The following is an 18,084-nucleotide window of genomic DNA, read 5'->3' on the forward strand; positions in this document are numbered from 1 at the left end:
CTACTGCGCGGTGAGGGCCGCGATGTCGATGGTCCACACCGCGTTGTAGACGACACCCGAGACGTCCTTCGCCGCGGCGATGTTGTTGCCGGGCTGGAGCAGCGGGATGAAGGGGCCGTCGGCGTTCAGCGCGGTCTGCAGCTCCTCGAAGCGCGACTGGCGCTCGTCGTCGCTGCCGCCGGTGGCCGCGGCGTCGGCCAGCGCCGAGATCGCGGGGGCCGCACCGTCGGTCCAGCCGGAGCGGAGACCCACGACGTCGCCCGGGGTGAAGACGAGGTAGTCGCTCGGGTCCGGGTAGTCCGGGCCCCAGTACCAGAGGCCCATGGTCTCGGTGCCGTTGCGGTAGGCGTCGAGCTCGGTGGCGACGGGGGCCGGGGCGAGCTCGACGGTGATGCCGGCGTCCTTCAGCTGCGACTGGATGCGCTGCGCGATGGTCGGGAAGTCGATGCCGTTCAGGCTGATGTCGCTCGGGAAGTTGAGCGTCACGGACTCGCCGGCGTAGCCGCTCTTCGCGAGGTCAGCCTTCGCGGCGTCGAGGTCCTGGGTGAGCGCGCCGCTCTCGGGCAGGGCGCCGAGCAGCATGCTCGGGATGACGCCGGACGCCTGGGCGGTGCCGTTGCCTGCGATCGAGACGAGGTCGTCGTAGTCGACGGCCTCCTTCACAGCCTTCACGAAGTCGGGGTTCGACGTGATCGCCGAGACGCTCGGGTTCTGGTTGAGCAGCAGGAAGATCACGTTCGCCGACGGGTCGCTGGTCACCGCGACCGAGTCGCCGAGCGCCTCCGCCTGAGTGCCCGAGAGGTCCAGCGCCACATCGGCGCTGCCGCCCGCGACGTTGATCTTCTGGGTCGCACCCTCGACGTTCTGGATGACCACGCGGCCGTAGCCCGGGGCGTCGCCGTCGTAGTTCTCGTTCGCGGTCAGCACGACCTGCGAGGCGAGGTCGAGCGTGTCGAGCACGTACGGGCCGGAGCCGGCGGAGGTGGTGTTGAGGAACGTCTCGGCGGTGTCGGTCTCGTCGGTGGTGCCGCCGTTCTCCTTCACGACCTTCGAGTTCAGGATGCCGAGCGCCGGGTTCGCAAGGATCGCCGGCAGGGCGGGCGTGGGGTTCTCGGTGGTCAGCACCACCGTCGTGTCGTCCTTCTTCGTGACGGTGACGCCGTCGAGGAGGAACGAGGGGTTGCCCTTGAGGCCGATCACGCGCTGCAGCGAGAACACCACGTCGTCGGCGGTCATCGCGGTGCCGTCCGAGAAGGTGTGCTCGCCGTTCAGGGTGAGGGTGAAGGTCTTCGCGTCGTCGGCCTGCTCGAGGCTCGCGAGGCCGTCGACGACCTGCGAGACGTCGCCGCCCTCGAAGGTGAGGAGGGTCTCGTAGAGCGCCTTGTCGACCATTTGGCCGGTCGGCTCGTACATGCGGCCCGGGTCGGCGGTCTTGAGGTCGAACGCCTTGTTGATGGTGAGCGTCGCGCTGCTGCCGTCGGCGGTGTCGACGCGGCCCGAGGAGCAGCCCGCCACGAGAAGGGCGAGCGAGACCGCCGCAGCGGCGATCACCACTCGCGTCGGGGCGGAGCGCGAGGTGCGGGTGGAGCGGACAACCATGGAGGCCTCCTGGCGAGGGTTCGGCTGGACGTGTTGCGAAACGATGGCACATCGCGACGCACTCCGTTTCCAGAGGGCCGCTATCGTGGACGAACTGCCGCCCGCAGCGACGAAGGAGTGGATTATGTCGATCACCGATCCGGCCGCCGGTGCGGTCGCTGGACAAAGCGCGGGCGGGCTCGACGACCTCAATCTGCGCATCCTGGCCGTCCTGCGCGAGAACGGGCGCATCTCGATGTCCGCCCTGGCCGAGCGGGTGAACGTCTCGCGGGCGAGCGTCTACAACCGGGTCGAGCAGCTCACCGCATCCGGCGTCATCACCGGGTTCTCGGCCCTGGTCGATCCGGGGAAGGTGGGGCTCGACGTCTGCGCCCTGGTGTTCGTGACGGTGCACCCGCAGTCGTGGCACCGGTTCCGCGAGGGCATCCTCCAGATGCCCGACGTGGAGTACTGCTGCATCACGACCGGCGAGCACGACGCGATGCTCCTGGTCCGCTCGCTCGACATCGGCGGCGTGCACGACTTCGTCACCGGCGTGGTCGCGGCCCGGCCCGAGGTGAAGTCGGTGGTCTCGGTCGTCGTGCTCGACGAGGTGGTGCGCAAGGCCTACCTGCTGCCCTCCGACATCCCCGACCGCTCCGGATCGACGAACCGGCTCGGCATGACGCGGTTCACCACCGCGGGGAACGGCCGCGACGCGGCGCGCTGAGCGTCAGACCTCGACGCAGATGCTGACGTGGTCGTCGCCGTCGATCTCGAACTCCTCGACGAGCCGCAGCAGGCCCTCGCCGTCGAGCTCGACGCGGCTGCCGCCGGTGCCGCTGACCACGGTCCCGCCGTCGAGCAGCTGGTGCACGAACGAGACCTGCAGCGCGTCGCCGGTGCGCGTGCCCACGAACCGGCCGAAGGTCACGGTGTCGCCGACGTAGTCGCCCCAGACCACTCCGTCGCGCTCGGAGTAGTGGAATCGCGACGGCGACTCGGGGTCGACCGCACTGTTGGTCGAGGAGGTCATCACGAACTCGCGGCCGTCGAGACTGGGGGCGGTGGTGGCGTCGTTCACGTCATGGAGTATGCCGGAGAGGTCGAGGTGTCCTGGCCGCACGCCGGTTTCGTCTCGTTCTTCGGGTCCGCGACCCCCGGGGCTGGACGAAAGCGCCATCTGCGGGTCTCTCGACGGTCTATTCGTCTGCGATCCTCCGCCGCCCGTCCCAATCGACCGAGCGACTCCGGGATCGGACGGGCGATCTCCGCGGACAGGCGGCGGCGAGGCGTCCGGACTTCCCTTGCCGCCTCGATACTCCATCGACTCGTCCATGATCGGAAACTTTCCCGTACTCTCAGGACCCGTACGGGGAATGAACCGGGGGCTCATTCGCATCCGGTTCGAATTCGACATCTTGGGGGCGCAATGGATCCGCAGCAATCGGTGAACAGTGATCGCGCCGTGTGCGCCCACGCGAGGAGCGGCGGATGACCGGGTCGAGTGCGACCGGCGCCGTGGTGAAGCGCCCCGAGTCGCGGGAGTGGATCGACTTCGCCAAGGGCGTCGCGATCAGCCTCGTCGTGCTCTACCACTCGTCGTTGTTCCTCGGATTCTTCGACCTCGCGGGGTACGTCCCGAAGCTCCGGACCGTGCTCCTCTACTTCCCCATGCCCGTGTTCTTCTTCATCGCGGGCCTCACGGCCGCCCGGATGCTGACGTGGACGTTCGCCGAACTGTGGCGCCGCCGAGTTCTCGCGCTGGTGTACCTCTACCTGCTGTGGTCGTTCATCCGGGTCGTCTTCTACCTCATCGTCCCGTTCTCACGGTCGGAGGCGACCTCGCCGACGGACCCGCTCAACGTGCTGGTGCTCCCCATCCTGCCGTCGAGCAGCTACTGGTTCATCTGGGCTCTCGCGATCTTCAGCATCCTCGCCTGGCTGATCCGCAAGGTGCCCCGATGGATCCAGCTCTCGGTGGCCGGGCTGCTGGCCGTCGCGGCGACGACCACCGGCCTGCTGGACACCGACAACATCGGCTGGGACCGGGTGCTCCAGAACTTCATCTTCTTCCTCGTGGCGATGTTCATCCCCCGCACGTTCTACCGCTTCGCCGCTCGCGTGAAGCTCTGGCAGGCGCTCGCGCTCGCGGTGGCCTACCTCGGCATCATCGCGGTGATCGTCGCCTTCGACGCCAACCGCATTCCGGGCGTCATCCTGATCGCCAGTTCGGTCGCGATCATCGCGGGCATCGCCGGCTCCCAGTACCTCGTCAAGGTCCGCGCACTGAAGATCTTCGTCACCATGGGGCAGCAGAGCTTCCAGATCTATCTCCTGCACCTCTTCGTGATCGCTGTCGTCGTCGCGTTCGTCCCCCTGCTCGGCGAGACGAATGTCCCGCCCCTTCCGGCGACGGTCTTCCCGGTCGCCCTGACGGTGTTCTCCCTCTGGGCGTCGCTGTTCATCTTCCAGTCGCTGCGGCGCTTCTCCTGGCTGTGGGTGAGCCCGTTCAGCACCGGCAAGTCCCAGAAGAAGCGCCTCGCCGCCAGGAATGCGAGATCAGCCGAGGTCCAGCCCACCGCGGTCGAGTCCGCAGCTCCTGTCGCCCCGGCCGATGAGCCCGCTGACGCGGGGACTGCGGGCAGACCGGAGAAGGACTGACCGGCGAGCACCTCCCGGGCGACTCCCCGGGCGGCCCTTCTGCAGGCCCGAGTCGTCTCGGGCGCTGGTGAGTCCGCCTCAGACCGGGCCGGCCCGCGCTGCTCGGTCTCGGGCGAGCCGAGGGAGCAGTCGGACGAGGACGACCATGCCGACGAGTTCCACGAGAGTCTGCGTGACGACGACGACGGGCGCGAGCGACAGCGGTGCCGGGAGCGCGAGTGCGAGGGGCAGCACGGCGAGCGAGTTGCGGGTCGCGCCGCTGAACACGAGGGCGCGCGTCGCGGGCACGTCGAGCCGGAAGACGCGTCCAGCACCCAGCCCCAGAGCGGTCATGACCACGAGGAATCCCGCGTAGAGCGGGACGAGGACGAGAAGCCGGCCGGCCGAGGCGCCCACGGCGCCGGCCTGGGAGGCGACGATGGTGAAGAGCGTGGCCGTCATGAGCGGCACCATGAGCCCGAGCATCGTGGACTCGACGATTCGGCCGGCTCTGTGTCGGCGCGCCAGGGCCTGCACCAGCCCGGCCGCAGACAACGGCACCACGATCAGCAGCAGGAACGCCCGCGCGAACGGACCGGCGTCGACCACCGCCACCCCCGCAGGACCGATGAAGAGCAGCAGATACACGGGGAGGAGGAGGATCTGCGCGAGCATCAGCAGCGGTGCGGCGGCGAGCAGCCGGTCGGACGCCCCTCCGGCGAGCCCGGCGAACACGATCACGTAGTCGATGCACGGCGTCAGGAGCACCAGGAGGACCCCGAACAGCAGCACCGGAGTGTCGGCGACGAATCGGGACAGCCCGTAGGCGACGAGCGGCACGACGACGAAGTTCAGCACCCCGAGCGCGGCGAGGAAGCGGCCGTCGCGCAGAGACCGTCCGATCGCGGCGAACGGGACCCCGAGGAACGTGGCGAACAGCAGCAGCGCGAGCACCGGTTCGATCGCGACCTCGAGGTGGTGCGCGGCGGGCAGCAGCAGTCCGAGAGCGGCGCCGGCGGCGATCGCGGCGAGGTAGAGCGGGATCTGGCGGTGCTCGAGCCAGGCGACGAGCGCTCTCACGACAGCAGGTCGGCGAGAAGGAGAGGCACGGGTGCAACGGTAGAGGTCCGAACCGCTTGAGGGTCGCTGCTCTGCCGCTCGTCGCGGCGGAGGGGCTTCTCCCTCGACCCCGCCCCGGTGAACGGTCCGGGCCGAGACCTTGGACGATGCGGCCCAGCCAGGATCCGCTCCCGCACGGTCCTCCCCTTAAGACGCGCCCAGGACGAGACGCCGTCGACAGCTCTTTCCTGCGTCACTCGACGGTCCTCATAAGCTTTCGCAACTTCTGGTGCAGAGGTGTCGGAAAGATACGAACGCATCATGTCGCATCAGGCGCGAAAGGCTCGAAGAGCTCAGAGGTATTGAGGCCTCGGCCAGTTGATGCTTTAATCCACATCGAACCGGTTCGATGATCTATGCAGCACTGGGCGGACAGGTTCGACCAATCGCTCGATCAATGGAGATACAGCAGATGAACAGATCCATCGCTCTACGCGAGACGCCTCCCACGGATGCCGACCGGCGACAGCGCCGTAGGATCCGCGGGCGTCGTGTCCTCGCAGCAGTCGTCTCAGCGGCGGTCGTCGCAGCGGGGAGCGTCCTCGCCGTGGGCGCTCCCGCGGAAGCGGCACCCGGAGCCGCAGCCACGCTCGTCGTGGAGGCCGACCAGCCCTTCCGTCCCGTCACTCACATGGCCAGCGGGTCCCTGTACGGACTGGCGAGCGCCGGCGTCCCGTCCCTCGACAAGATCCTCCCCATCAAGCCGCACACCTTCGTGCAGAAGCCCGAGGGGGGCACCCAGCAGCCGACCGGTGACGCCCTGTCGGTCGCAGACACCGCGAAGTCGGCCGGTGCGGGCGTCGTCGTCCGCCTGGTGGACTACCTGCCCGGCTGGCCCTATCGATACGACAAGGCCTCCTGGCTCCCGGCCGTCGAGAAGATGGTCCAGGACACCCAGGCGTCCGGCAAGACGAACATCGTCGCCTATGCCATCTGGAACGAGCCCGATATCACCTGGCAGGCGTCGAACGGCTCCTTCTTCGATCTCTGGACCGAGACCTACCGTCTGATCCGCACCCTCGACCCCGAGATGCCGATCCAGGGCCCCGCCTACTCCGACAACATCACGAACATGCGCGCGTTCTACGAGCACGCGAAGGCGACCGACACCCTCCCGGACGTCCTCGAGTGGCACGAGCTGATCCGCTCCTCGAAGATCAAGGGCGACGTCGAGAAGGTCCGGGCCATCCTCGACGACCTCGACCTCCCCGAGCCGCCCATCGACATCACCGAGTACGCGGCACCCGCCGAGGTCGGCCTGTCCGGCCCGCTGGTCGGCTACATCGCGAAGCTCGAGCGCTACGGGATCACCCGCGCCGAGCTCCCGTTCTGGAACCAGTCGGGCGCCCTGGGCGACCTCCTCACCGGACGGAACGGCGACCCCAACGGCGCGTACTGGCTCTACACCTGGTACGCCCAGATGAGCGGCCAGATGGTGACCACCACGCCGCCGTCGAACGAGAGCCCGCTCGACGGCGCCGCCTCCGTCAGCGACGAGGGCGACGAAGTGCGCGTCATCGCCGGCGGCAACACCGGAGCCACGTCCATCAAGGTCAACGGGCTCGACGAGCTGTCGCTCGGCTCGAAGGTCGACGTCCAGGTGGACTTCACCGCCTCCTACGGCCGCACGGTGAAGACCGACGGCCCGGTCACCATCTCGAACACGACCTACGAGGTCGCCAGCGACGGATCGATCACGGTGCCCATCGTGATGAACCCGACCTACGGCTACCAGGTGATCGTCACCCCGGAGAAGAGCCCGACCAGCCTGGCGGGCGACTACACCGTGGACAACGCGAACTCCGGTCTGCAGCTCGCCACGCAGGGCGGCGCGACCGCGAACGGGACGCCGGTCGTCCAGGCCGACTCCGCGACCTCGACCGGACAAGCGTGGAGGATCACGGCAGCGGGCCAGGGCCTCTACCGCGTCATCCACACGCCCAGCGATCGCGCCCTGACCATCGCCGGCGCCGCGACGTCCAACGGAGCAGCCGCGGTGATCGCCGACGCGAACGGCGGAGACGAGCAGCTCTGGCAGCTCATCCCCGACGGGAAGGGGAAGGTCCGCCTCGCGAACTACGCGACGGGCAAGACGCTCGGGGTCCTCAACCTGAGCAAGGACGCGGGCGCTGCGGTCATCCAGTGGTCCGACGGCGCACCGACCTCCAACTGCCAGGTCAGCGGAGCCCGCCAGCCGGGCAGGTTCGGCACGGCACTGGACTTCTGCAAGACGGCGTCGTACGGGTCGCTCCCCAGCGGAATCGTCAGCGGACTCACCGGCGACTGGTCGGTCTCGACCTGGATCAAGCCGGCGTCGCTGACGAACTACTCCCGCGTCTTCGACTTCGGCACGGGCCAGAACGTCAACATGTTCCTCACCCTCAACGCCGGGGGCGCCGGACCGCGGTTCGCCATCACGAACACCGGCGCCGGGGGCGAGCAGCGACTGACCTACGGCGGTCAGAACTTCCCGCTCAACCAGTGGTCGAACGTGGTCGTCACCGTCTCGGGCACGCAGGGCACGATGTACCTCAACGGCACGGTCGTCGCCACGAACCCGAACATGACGGTGAAGCCGTCGGCTCTCGGGAACACCAACCGGAACTACCTGGGCAAGTCGCAGTACGGGGACCCGGCCTACGACGGCGCGATCGACGACTTCGCCGTCTACGACCGGGCGCTGTCCGCGGCCGACGTGGCCGCTCTGGCCGGCGGCCGGGCGGCGGCGGGCACCGTCGCGCAGTACGCGTTCGACGAGGCGTCCGGAGCCGCGCTCCAGGACTCCTCGGGGAACAACCGGAACGGGACCATCGTGCTCGGAACCGACGGCGCCACCACCAGCACCGCGACCGACGCCCAGACCGCCGACCGGTTCTGGACGCTCACGCCGGTCGCCGTCGCCGACACGACCAAGCCGGCGGTCACGCTGGTGTCGCCCACCACGGCGGGCCCCTTCTCCGCACTGGCCGTCCAGGTCGACGCGACGGACGACCGCGGACTGAAGCGCATCGTGGCCAACATCTACAAGGACGGCAAGCTCGTCACGAGCACGCAGTCCCCGGTCGCCGGTGGAGCGAGGACCGGATCGCACTCGGCCACGGTGCAGCTGCCCGACGGGAACTACACCGTCAAGTACAACGCGGAGGATCTCGCGGGCAACATCGCGCCCACGAAGACCTTCGCGGTGACGCTGGACAGCACGGCGCCGACGGCCACGGTCAAGACCGAGCCCTCCTTCACCACCGGTGAGAAGGGCGTCTACGACCAGGTGAGCTTCAAGCTGTACGACGCGGGCAGGATCGACAGGGCGGTCATCAACGGTCGCGTGAAGGATCTCACCGACAACGCGTGGTCCGACGTGAACTTCATCAAGCCGGGCGTCTTCGGCGCGGTCAAGGGTGCCAACACCATGGTCGTCCACGACGTCGCCGGGAACACCACCACCGTCCAGTTCACCCTGAACTGACCCGGACCTCGAGGCGCCCCGTATCCGTACGGGGCGCCTCGAGCGTGTGCGGGGCATGCCACGGCAGGCTGGGCGCAGCTGGGGCGCCCCCCACCCGGACCGGCAGCGGCCCCTGGATGCAGGAGCATGAGGTGCGACCGCCGCGTGCTCTCCTGCACCTGAGCGGAGAGCCGGCAGCAGTCCGACCGGTCCTCGCCCTCCGACAGCCTCCGAGGAGAACGACAGTGGCCACCATCGCAGACGTCGCCCGCGAAGCGGGCGTCTCCCGCAGCACCGCGTCCTACGCGTTCTCGGGCAACCGCCCGATCTCGGCCGAAGTGCGCCGACGAGTGCTCGCTGCGGCTCGTCGCCTGGAGTTCACGCCCAACGCGGGCGCGCGATCGCTGGCGACCTCGCAGACCCGGGTCATCGGCCTGCTGGCGCAGTTCCTCGAGGACGAGTTCGCCCCCGCGATGCTGCAGTACACCCTCGGCGTCTCGAACATGGCCCGCGAGCTCGGATACGACATCCTGCTGGTCACCGACGCCGACGGCACGAGCGCCCTGCGACGCATCAGCGACTCCCGCATGGTCGACGGGATCGTCCTGCTCAACGTCGCCGTGGACGATCCGCGGCTGGACATCCTGCGCAACGCCCGGCAGCCGGGCGCCCTCGTCGGCCTGCCGAGGGACTGCTCCGGCGTCGACGTCTTCGACCTCGACTTCGAGGAGACCGGTCGCGCGATGATCGAGCACTTCCACGCCCTCGGGCATCGGGAGCTCGTGCTCGTGTCCCCGCCCCAGCACGTCGTCGATCGCGGCGGCGCCTACGTCTGGCGCCTGCAGGACGCCGCTCTCGAGGCCGCCGACGCCCACGGCATCCGACTGCACACGTCGTTCGCGCCCTCCACCCAGCCGGACGTCGGCCGGGCGCTCGGAGACCTGCTCGACGCGCACCCTCGGGCGACGGGCCTGCTCGTCAACAACGAGGCGGCCGCAGCGGCACTTCCGAGCGTTCTGGGAGCGCGGAGCACGAGGAGCCCGGAGGACGTCTCCGTGCTCGGCCGGTTCTCGGAGGAGTTCGCGCGCACCTTCTCGCTCCCCTACTCCTTCGTGGAGAGCGCACCCGACCGGCTAGGGAGCATGGCGGTGCGTCAGCTCGTCCGCCGGATCGAAGGCGCGACCGACACCGAGGAGGCGTACGTCGTGCGCCTCCTCGGCCCTGAGATCGTCGAACGTGGCAGCACGGCGCCTCCGCGTCCGGCTCCCGCGGCCTGAGCGTACGACCTCCCCCGGGCGCCCTCTCCCTCCACCCGGGACCACGACCACGAGGCGTCGGCCGCGGACCGCAGGAGGGTGTCGGGACCCCGGAGTCCGGCAGCAGTCGCGACCAGCGAGAGCATCAGCCGCGGATTCAGAGGTCGTCGAGAACCTCCCGAAGGATGCGGGTCAGCGCTGTCGTCCTCTCGTGATTGGTGGCCGATCCGAACGTGTAGTGGGGCATCCTCCTCACGAACGACCGGGCGTCGGGTCCGAGAGCCTTCTCCAGTGCTTCGGCGATCCGGGTGTCCGGTCCTGTGCCCGACAGCCATTCGAACGCGGCGTCGCCCATGCCGACCACCACCGGCGTCCGGCCGTCGGCTCCTTCGCGACAGGTGATCAGCTCCCAGGTCAGCAGCTCGGCGCAGCGTTCGACGTGGTCCCTGCCCGCCTGCTGCTCGTCGCGCAGAGTCGTCCGAAGAGCCCCCGCGTCACGGGTCGGAACCAGTTTGAAGACGTCCGACATGTAGGCGACAGGCGCACTCGAGTCGAGGACCTCGTCGTAGGCGGCGCGCACACTGTTCCGGAGTGCGCCGTCGCCCCGATGACCAGGCGAATGGAAGGTCTGCCAGAACGTCGGGTCGGAGGGAGGGTTCTTCCCGCCCCAGTTGATCGCGAACAGCACGACGGATGTCGTCATGGGCTGCAGCTCGACGAACTCCTCGGGACTGCTCGCCGTGACGGGGCCGGCCAGATCACCGCGCTCGCCCCACCTCGCCCAGGACGTCGCGTGCCCGAGCTTCCAGCCTCCTCCCTCCACATCGGGATGGCTGATCTCCTCGTCACGCAGGGCCTGGTACGTGGCGTAGTCGACAGGCGGGAAGCTCATAGCGGTCCTCTCGGGGCTGCAGGGCCCTGCCTCGGTGGCAGGAGGAGGGCGTGAGACCGGGCGTCTCGATCCAGAGGCTATCGAGACAGTGGTCTTCTCCGTCCCTCGTTCTCGAGTCCCTCCGGAGCGTCGTGCCGACCTCCGATCGGCGGAACGGTCGACGGCCTTCCGGCACCACGAGCACGGGCCGGGCGGACGACAGGTCTCGCTCGACTCAGCGGCTCGCGCTCCGCCGTCACGATCGCCACCGCCCGCTGGACCAGTACCCTGTCGCCTCGCACCGCGTGGACCATCACCACCGCGACCGCCGCCGCGGGAACCCTGGGCCTGGCGCTCGCCGCCGGCACGCCGTCCGCCCTCGCGGCCTGCCTGCTCTTCGGATGGGGATGCACCGCCGCCACCGGGTCGCTCATCGCCTGGACCGCCGCTCTCGACTCGGACCGCGCGGCGACCGGCACGGCCCTGCTCTTCGTGGTGCTGATCGCCGGACAGGCCGTGGGCGCAGTGGGGCTCGGAGCGCTGCTCGACGGGCTGGGCACGATGGTCGCCTTCGCCGCCGCTGCTGTCGTGACGGCAGCCGCCGGAATCACCCGCCGCCAGAAGTCGCCGAATGATCGGCTGTCGGCACGGTCGTCCGGTTCGTAGTGTCGGACGTATGGATCCGCGACCGCTTCCCGTTGTCGGCGCCCCGGCCACCCGTGCGCTCGAGGACGCGGGCGTGCACGATGTGGACGACGTGAGGCGGGTGGGCCTCGACCGTCTCGCAACCCTCCACGGAGTCGGGCCGAAGGCGCTCCGGCTCCTCCAGCAGGCCCTCGACGCGGACGATCCCGCTCCGTAGCGATCCCTTCCCTGCACGGTCGCCTCGACCCAGAATGGTCGGAGGCTCGGCGTGCCGGTTCCCGGGGGCGATCCGACCGCGGAGGCGGCCGCCGGGGGAACGGTGGTCGGATGAACCAGGAGGCGCGATGAAGATCATGCTCGTGATGCGGTCGGACGGCAGCTACGCCGGGGGCGATGCGCCCGAGGACTACGCGGCCTGGGCGGACTACGACGCGTCGCTGAAGGCGGACGGCGTCCTCGTCGACTCCGGACGCTTCGCCGACGCCTCCGGGGACGTCTCCGTCGAGACGGATCTGACCGTGGCGGGCAGAGAAAGCGGCGCTCCGGCCCCTTCCCGAGCGGAGGAGCGGTCCGCCCTCGTCGGCTACTACCTGCTCGACTGCCCGACCCGGGACGACGCCGTGCGGTACGCCCGACGCGCCCCCCTTTACGGCTCCGTCGAGGTGCACGAGCCGGCGCAGTACTGAGCCGCGGTCGCCGGTCGGGCGGCTGTCCCCGTCACCGCCGAGCGGGACCGACCGCTTCACCCGAGGGATGCGAATCGGGCGTCCGGGATCGGGACGGCGGGAGGGAAGTGGTGTACCGTCATCGCCTGACCGATTCTCATCGGAGTGGTCGACCCGTCTCACCGGCGGTGTCGATCCGGGGCTGAAAACCTCCGGCGTCCTCGAAGCCCGGAGGTCCTCCCATGTCAGTGTCCCCACGAAGCACCACCGTCGACGGTGACGCGTCCCCCTTCGTCGTCGTGGTCAGCGCAGAAGCGCACCCGAGCGGCGCGGGGTCGGAACGGTCCGATCCGGCCACCTCGCCGGCAGCGCTCGCACGTCCGAGGACGGGGTACGGCGGAGCGATCCGGCTGGCGCAGTGCCGCGTGCTCGGCCCGCCCTCCTCCCCCGGCACCGATCTCCTCTTAGGGCTGCTCTTCTGGCGCAGCCGCCACGACGCCGAGGATTTCGCGGCGGAACTGAGCCGCACTGAATCGTCGTGGCGCGTGGACGAGGGGATCTACCGGTTCACCACCTCGGCGACGGCGAGCCCGGACGACGCGACTCCCGTCGATCCGGTGCGCGCTGCCCCGACGGCGGCCCACGAGATCATCCGACTGGCGCCCGTCGCGGGCAAGCAGGCATGGATGGCCGAGTACAACGAGAGCGAGACGCGCGGTCACATCAGAACGCTCGAGGGCTTCGTCTCGACGAGCTTCTTCCGCGACCTCCGGAGCGATCGGATCATCGAGTACGTGCAGTGGCGCTCGGCCGACGACCTGACAGCGGCGTTCGGGGACGAGCGCTTCGCCGAGCACTTGAGCGTGAACAGCCATTACTCCGACGGCGAGGCCTTCCTCTTCGGAGAACGGTCGACCGATGCGGCACACGCCGATGAACCGCCCGACGGCTCGTCCACCCCCTCCGGGACCGACGGTCCTGCCGCCGCTCAGCGCCCCGAGGCCCGACCGTGACTCGACTCGAGACCGTTCACGAGATCCTCGGGCCCTGGTCGTTGGCCACCACCCAGCGGTTCTGGAAGGGCTTCACCCCGAACCGGCTCGCGTCGCAGCCGCAGGCCGCGGGCATCCGCTCCGCCCTCCTCTGCGATGCCGACTGGCAGCGAGTGGACGTCGCGGTCACCCAGGACGGGCCGTCCGCCCGCATCGTGGCCGAGGGCCCGGGCGACCTGGACGCCGCGACCGAGCAGGTCCGTCGGCTGCTGTCCATCGACATCGACGGGCGCAGCTGGCCCGACGTCGCGGCGCGCGACGAGGTCATCGCGGACGCGCAGGCTCGGCTCCCCGGGTTCCGGCCGTGCGGCTTCTTCTCGCCCTACGAGGCGGCGGTCTGGACGGTCCTGTCGCGTCGGCTGCAGATCCGGCAGGCGGCGGCGGTCAGGACGCGTCTCGCGCAGCAGCTCGGTGATGACGGAGCCTTCCCGTCCCCGGCCGTCCTGCGTGCGGCGTCCCTCGACCTGCCCGACCGCAAGGCGGAGTACCTGCAGGCGATCGCCGAGGCCGCCCTCGACGGACAGCTCTCCGGCTCCCACCTGCGCTCGCTCCAGCCGGCCGAGGCCTTCGTCCAGGTGCAGAGCATCCTGGGGATGGGGCCGTTCTCGGCCGAGCTCGTCGTGATCCGCGGCGCGAACTTCCCCGACGTCCTGCCGCGCAACGAGGGCAGGCTGAGCGACGAAGTCGCGAAGCGCTACGGCGACGACCGGTCGATCGACGAGATCTCCGAGACGTGGACGCCGTTCCGCTCCTGGGCGGCGGTGCACCTGCGCGCGCTCGCGGAGTAGACGGGCGACTCCCAGGGGCGGCCCACCGTCAGGACGGCTCCTCCCGCAGGCGCCCCGCGGCGGCCGCTGCCGCGGAGATCTCTCCGCAGTGAGTCCGGCGACGGACGCCACCCCGAAGGCCCGGGCGGATGATGGTCGGGTGAACCGCACCGATCGTCTGTACGGGCTCGTCGAGGAGCTGCGGGCGGTCTCGCCCCGGCCGCGGAGCGCGCGCCGTCTCGCCGAGCGGTTCGAGGTGTCGGTGCGGACCATCGAGCGGGACCTGTCAGCGCTGCAGCAGGCGGGTCTGCCGATCTGGGCGGAGCCCGGCCGCACGGGCGGCTACGTCATCGACGCGTCCGCGACCCTCGGGCCGGCCGGATTCACGGTGGAGGAGGCCGTCGCCGTGCTGATCGGCCTCAGCGCGCTGCAGCGCAGTCCGTTCCGGCAGGCGGCCCGGACCGCCGCCCGGAAGACGCTCGCGGTCCTGCCGGACGACGTGGCCGCCCGCGCCGGCGCGGTCGCATCCCGGGTGCACTTCCTCGAGAGCGAGGAGGAGGCGGTCGTCCCGGCGGAGTTCGCGACGGCCCTCCGAGCGGATCGTGTCGTCCGGCTGCGCTACCGCGACAGCAGCGGCGCGGAGTCGGTCCGCGACGTCGAACCGCTTGGCTCGATCGGGAAGGAGGAGCACTGGTACCTGATCGCGTGGTGCCGGCTGCGGGAGGGGGTCAGGGCGTTCCGCGGCGACCGGATGCTGTCGGTCGAGGTGACCGACGAGCGGCCTCCGCAGCGCACCCTGCGAGCCGAGGACCTCGCGCTCCAGTACGGACGGCTGCGGTCCGTCGTCGACGACTGACCCGCTCCGGGGACGGCCGCCGCGGACCTCGCGGAGTCCCGGACGATCTTCGGAAACACCGACAGGACGGTGTCGCGACGACCGGCGAGCCTGGTGCCATCACCTCATCCCGGCCCTGAAGGAGCCCCATGTCGTTCACCTCCATCCGCATCGTCACCGACGACCTCGACGGCCTCGTCGCCTTCTACGAGCAGGTCGTCGGCCGACCGGCCGAGCGCCCGGCGCCGGTCTTCGCGCAGTTCACGGGAGCGGGTGCGACCCTCGCGATCGCCCGCACCTCGACGGTCGCGATGCTCGACGGCGCCGTCGTCCCCGCGTCGAACCGCTCCGTCCTGCTCGAGTTCGAGGTGGCCGACGTCGACCGCGCCTTCGCCGAGCTCGCACCCCGGAGCGAGGACGTGGTGCTCCCGCCGAGCACCATGCCGTGGGGCAACCGCTCCACCCTCGTCCGCGACCCGGACGGGAACGTCGTCAATCTGTTCAGCAGGCCCGCCGGCTGATCGGGCGCACTCCGTCGGTCCGAGCACGCCCATGCCTGGCCGGTGGGACCCGACGGGGATCGCGGAGACCACCGGGGATCCTCTCTCTCGCGACGCGATCCTCCCGAGCGGGCGTGGCGTCGGGCCGAGCGCGACCGGTCTGCGGTTCGCAGGCGGGAGCACGGCGACTCCGTCCAGCGTGACGTCCCGACCGCACTCCGACCGGCGAGACGGCCACCCGCCGCCGGTGTCCTCGGCGGTACCCTCGCGGCATGACCTTCGTGAACGTCGGCACCCTCGGGGCCGTCCCCGGCAGACGCGACGAGCTCGTCGCCGTCCTCACCGAGCACAACGACGACCTCGTCGACGCCGGCTGCCTGCTCTACGAGGTCGGGGTCGACGACGAGCAGCCCGACACCGTCTTCGTCGTCGAGCTGTGGGAGAGCGCCGAGGCGCATCGGGCCTCCCTCGCCCTCCCCCGGGTCCAGGCCGCGATCGCGACGGCGCGCCCGCTGCTCAGCGGCGCCTTCGGCGGCTACCGCTTCGACGCAGCAGGCTCTCCCCTCCGGAGCTGACTCGCGCCGAAGGCCTGCCGGCCGACGGCACAGGCCGACCTGGAGTGAGCGGCCGTCCGTCAATGGAAGGCCTCTTCCGATCCCGCAACCCGACACCTCGAAGCGGAGCACCGTGATCAGCACGTTCCTCGTCGACCACGCCGCGCTCGTCCCGATCGCCTTCTGGATCGCGGTCGCGGTGGTCACGGCGATCGCCTGGCTGCTGCACCGGCGCGGCGCGGAAAGGTCTCTTCTCGTCCTCGCCGCGCTCGCCTTCGTCGTGGGGATCGCGCTGACCGTGTATCCGCCCGACGGGACGCCGCGGGTCTTCTGCACCGTGCAGTTCTCGGTGCCGTTCGACGGCATCGACACCCTCGCGAACATCGCGCTCCTGCTTCCCGGGGCCCTGCTGCTCGCGGTCGCGGTCGGCCGGCCCCTGCTCGTCGCCGCCGCCGTCTCCGGCCTGTCCGCCCTGATCGAGCTGGTCCAGGCGGGCGTTCCGGCGATCGGCCGCTCCTGCGACACGAACGACTGGTTCATGAACACCATCGGCGCAGTCCTCGCCGCGTTCCTCGCCGCCCTGATCCTCAGAGGGGAGAAGCGGCGCGGGCGTCGGCGCATGTCCCGCTGACACCGCCTGTCACGTCGCCCTGCTCTCGGCCGGGTGTCTCGGCGGCCGACATCAGCACGGGTCCGTCGATCCACGTCCCTGTGACGCGGACCTGCTCAGAGGACGGCCGACGCCACGGGTGCCGTCTCGGCGACGCCGAGGACGATCGGGCGCGACCGGGCGTCACCGGGTGCCGCGGTCGCGTCTGTCGACCGCCTCAGGAGCTGTCAAGTCTCTCCCCCGTCGGCGCCGGCGCTGCGCACGCTGGAGGCATGAAGCATCTCCTCTTCGCGAACAAGACGATGCTGGTCGGAGACGACGCGGCGGACGCTCTGGTCGAGTACGGCGTCGCCCTCGCCGCGAGCAGCACGGCGGACCGTGTGGAGTACACCGGCATCGGCGGCGACGGCGGCACCGTGCAGGCGGTGTTCCTGCTCAACGCCGGCGCCGCCCTGGTCGCCGAGACCACTCCCTCCGATCTCCCGGAGCCGGACAACACGGCCGAGGTCGCCCGCATCCGCGAACGCACCAGGACGCTCACGGGAGTGTTCCCCGTGCAGCCGAGCGAGGACGACATCACCTTCGACGTCGAGCTCGAGCACGAGCACGGCTTCGGACACTGACCGGCCCGCCCATGCCCTCCCTCCACGCCCCCTGGCCGACGCTCTGACCGGGGACACGGACGACGCCGAGGTCCGTCGCTGGGCGGCGTCCCGCGCCCCGCTCACGCCGGGGACGATCGCCGTGCTGCAGGCCGTCGGCTTCATCAGCGCAGCGCAGCGGGTCCCCGCCGACACGGCCCTCGCTCTCCTGCTGACGGCGGCGGAGGACGACCGGCGCGATCCGCCCGACGTGGCTCGCGATGTCCTTGCGCGCCGCCATCCCCTGGCCGATCCCGGTGACGATCGCGGCGCGTCGGTGACCCCGTGATCACTGCCCTTCCAGAGCCGTGGTCGGTCCGCCGCCGGGGGCGCTGTCTCCCGAGTCCGCGACGTGAAGCGCACCGCGCGCCGCCCGCCCCGCCCGCTGGATGCGCGCCCGCACCAGCCGCTGCAGCAGCGCGGGGTAGAGCTGGACGGCGATCGTCGACCCGAGCAGCCAGGCCGCGCCGCCCGTCGCACCCGTGACCGTCGCGGCGAGGGCGAGCGCGACTCCGACGGCCGTGCACGCGAGGTGCACCGCCTCGGAGCGGCGGGTGTGCTGATCGAGTGCGGCCAGCCCCGCGCGCGTGCCGTCGAAGCCGCGCTCCCGGGTGACGAGGCGGTTCCACCCGACGATGTCGAGCAGCCGGCCGAAGACGCCGACACCGAGCGCGCGCAGCAGCGCCGGCTCGCGGCGACCCACGTCGAACCAGGACTGCTCGAGCGGACGCGTGCGCGCACCGAAGGTCAGGGCCGCCCAGCTGGTGAGGACCATCTGCGCGACCGCGGCGAAGACCGGATGCGAGGGTCCGATCGCGCTCCAGACGGCCGCGAGGAGTGCGGCCGCGAGGACGGTGGGAACGAGGGTCCGGATCATCTCCGCTCCCTCCTGCTCGTGCTGCG

General features: G+C 70.5%; 20 protein-coding genes. 15 read left to right on the forward strand and 5 right to left on the reverse strand.

What is annotated here, in order from left to right:
- On the reverse strand, window positions 1-1,599 hold the full coding sequence (locus C5D09_RS07290) for an ABC transporter substrate-binding protein (RefSeq protein ID WP_104268963.1): 1,599 nt from the start codon (window positions 1,597-1,599) through the stop codon (window positions 1-3).
- A gap of 124 nt (window positions 1,600-1,723) precedes the next feature.
- Between C5D09_RS07290 and C5D09_RS07295 the strand changes: the two genes are divergently transcribed.
- On the forward strand, window positions 1,724-2,308 hold the full coding sequence (locus C5D09_RS07295) for an Lrp/AsnC family transcriptional regulator (RefSeq protein WP_104223259.1): 585 nt from the start codon (window positions 1,724-1,726) through the stop codon (window positions 2,306-2,308).
- 3 nt (window positions 2,309-2,311) lie between these two features.
- Here C5D09_RS07295 and C5D09_RS07300 read toward each other — a convergent pair whose 3' ends face one another.
- The gene (locus C5D09_RS07300; RefSeq protein WP_244229563.1) at window positions 2,312-2,662 is read right to left on the reverse strand and encodes a hypothetical protein; all 351 of its coding nucleotides are present in this window, start codon (window positions 2,660-2,662) and stop codon (window positions 2,312-2,314) included.
- Between the two features lie 410 nt (window positions 2,663-3,072).
- Here C5D09_RS07300 and C5D09_RS07305 point away from each other — a divergent pair, with 410 nt between their 5' ends.
- Complete coding sequence (locus tag C5D09_RS07305; protein ID WP_104260246.1) at window positions 3,073-4,242, forward strand: acyltransferase; 1,170 nt, start codon at window positions 3,073-3,075, stop codon at window positions 4,240-4,242.
- A 78-nt stretch (window positions 4,243-4,320) separates the two neighbouring features.
- On the opposite strand, the gene C5D09_RS07310 is transcribed toward C5D09_RS07305, so the two are convergent.
- Window positions 4,321-5,301, reverse strand: coding sequence for an arsenic resistance protein (locus C5D09_RS07310; protein WP_104268964.1), 981 nt, complete (start codon window positions 5,299-5,301; stop codon window positions 4,321-4,323).
- A 670-nt stretch (window positions 5,302-5,971) separates the two neighbouring features.
- Here C5D09_RS07310 and C5D09_RS17460 point away from each other — a divergent pair.
- A complete protein-coding gene (locus C5D09_RS17460) occupies window positions 5,972-8,806 on the forward strand; it encodes a LamG-like jellyroll fold domain-containing protein (RefSeq protein WP_219813057.1) in 2,835 nt (944 codons plus the stop codon).
- Window positions 8,807-9,030: 224 nt separating this feature from the next.
- The gene (locus C5D09_RS07320; protein ID WP_104226529.1) at window positions 9,031-10,062 is read left to right on the forward strand and encodes a LacI family DNA-binding transcriptional regulator; all 1,032 of its coding nucleotides are present in this window, start codon (window positions 9,031-9,033) and stop codon (window positions 10,060-10,062) included.
- Window positions 10,063-10,198: 136 nt separating this feature from the next.
- Here C5D09_RS07320 and C5D09_RS07325 read toward each other — a convergent pair whose 3' ends face one another.
- A complete protein-coding gene (locus C5D09_RS07325) occupies window positions 10,199-10,933 on the reverse strand; it encodes a hypothetical protein (protein WP_104262258.1) in 735 nt (244 codons plus the stop codon).
- A gap of 471 nt (window positions 10,934-11,404) precedes the next feature.
- On the opposite strand from C5D09_RS07325, the gene C5D09_RS17465 reads away from it, so the two are divergent.
- The 11 genes from C5D09_RS17465 (at window position 11,405) to C5D09_RS07375 (ending at window position 17,470) form a co-directional block, all read left to right on the forward strand.
- On the forward strand, window positions 11,405-11,578 hold the full coding sequence (locus tag C5D09_RS17465; RefSeq protein WP_181069175.1) for a hypothetical protein: 174 nt from the start codon (window positions 11,405-11,407) through the stop codon (window positions 11,576-11,578).
- Between the two features lie 10 nt (window positions 11,579-11,588).
- A complete protein-coding gene (locus C5D09_RS07330) occupies window positions 11,589-11,774 on the forward strand; it encodes a DNA-binding protein (RefSeq protein WP_104268965.1) in 186 nt (61 codons plus the stop codon).
- A 127-nt stretch (window positions 11,775-11,901) separates the two neighbouring features.
- Window positions 11,902-12,243, forward strand: coding sequence for a YciI family protein (locus C5D09_RS07335; RefSeq protein ID WP_181135017.1), 342 nt, complete (start codon window positions 11,902-11,904; stop codon window positions 12,241-12,243).
- 227 nt (window positions 12,244-12,470) lie between these two features.
- Entirely contained in the window at window positions 12,471-13,235 is a 765-nt protein-coding gene (locus C5D09_RS07340; RefSeq protein ID WP_146085616.1) for a hypothetical protein, read from the forward strand.
- Window positions 13,232-14,062, forward strand: coding sequence for a DNA-3-methyladenine glycosylase (locus C5D09_RS07345; RefSeq protein ID WP_104268968.1), 831 nt, complete (start codon window positions 13,232-13,234; stop codon window positions 14,060-14,062). Before C5D09_RS07340 ends, C5D09_RS07345 begins: the two co-directional genes overlap by 4 nt.
- A 139-nt stretch (window positions 14,063-14,201) precedes the next feature.
- Entirely contained in the window at window positions 14,202-14,897 is a 696-nt protein-coding gene (locus C5D09_RS07350) for a YafY family protein (RefSeq protein ID WP_104262256.1), read from the forward strand.
- 128 nt (window positions 14,898-15,025) lie between these two features.
- Window positions 15,026-15,397, forward strand: a complete 372-nt coding sequence (locus tag C5D09_RS07355; RefSeq protein WP_104268969.1) for a VOC family protein — start codon at window positions 15,026-15,028, stop codon at window positions 15,395-15,397.
- A 251-nt stretch (window positions 15,398-15,648) separates the two neighbouring features.
- Window positions 15,649-15,951, forward strand: a complete 303-nt coding sequence (locus C5D09_RS07360) for a putative quinol monooxygenase (protein ID WP_104226533.1) — start codon at window positions 15,649-15,651, stop codon at window positions 15,949-15,951.
- 112 nt (window positions 15,952-16,063) lie between these two features.
- Window positions 16,064-16,561, forward strand: coding sequence for a VanZ family protein (locus C5D09_RS07365; RefSeq protein WP_104268970.1), 498 nt, complete (start codon window positions 16,064-16,066; stop codon window positions 16,559-16,561).
- A 251-nt stretch (window positions 16,562-16,812) separates the two neighbouring features.
- The gene (locus C5D09_RS07370; protein WP_104247104.1) at window positions 16,813-17,163 is read left to right on the forward strand and encodes a hypothetical protein; all 351 of its coding nucleotides are present in this window, start codon (window positions 16,813-16,815) and stop codon (window positions 17,161-17,163) included.
- 121 nt (window positions 17,164-17,284) lie between these two features.
- Window positions 17,285-17,470, forward strand: a complete 186-nt coding sequence (locus C5D09_RS07375; protein WP_104226536.1) for a hypothetical protein — start codon at window positions 17,285-17,287, stop codon at window positions 17,468-17,470.
- Here the strand turns inward: C5D09_RS07375 and C5D09_RS07380 are convergent, their stop codons facing one another.
- Window positions 17,471-18,058: a hypothetical protein gene (locus tag C5D09_RS07380; protein ID WP_146085617.1), complete on the reverse strand. Its 588-nt coding sequence runs from the start codon at window positions 18,056-18,058 to the stop codon at window positions 17,471-17,473.
- Between the last annotated feature and the right edge of the window lie 26 nt (window positions 18,059-18,084).

Origin of the sequence: Rathayibacter sp. AY1C9, assembly GCF_002932315.1 — a bacterium.
In the GTDB taxonomy this organism is placed as follows: Bacteria; Actinomycetota; Actinomycetes; order Actinomycetales; family Microbacteriaceae; genus Rathayibacter.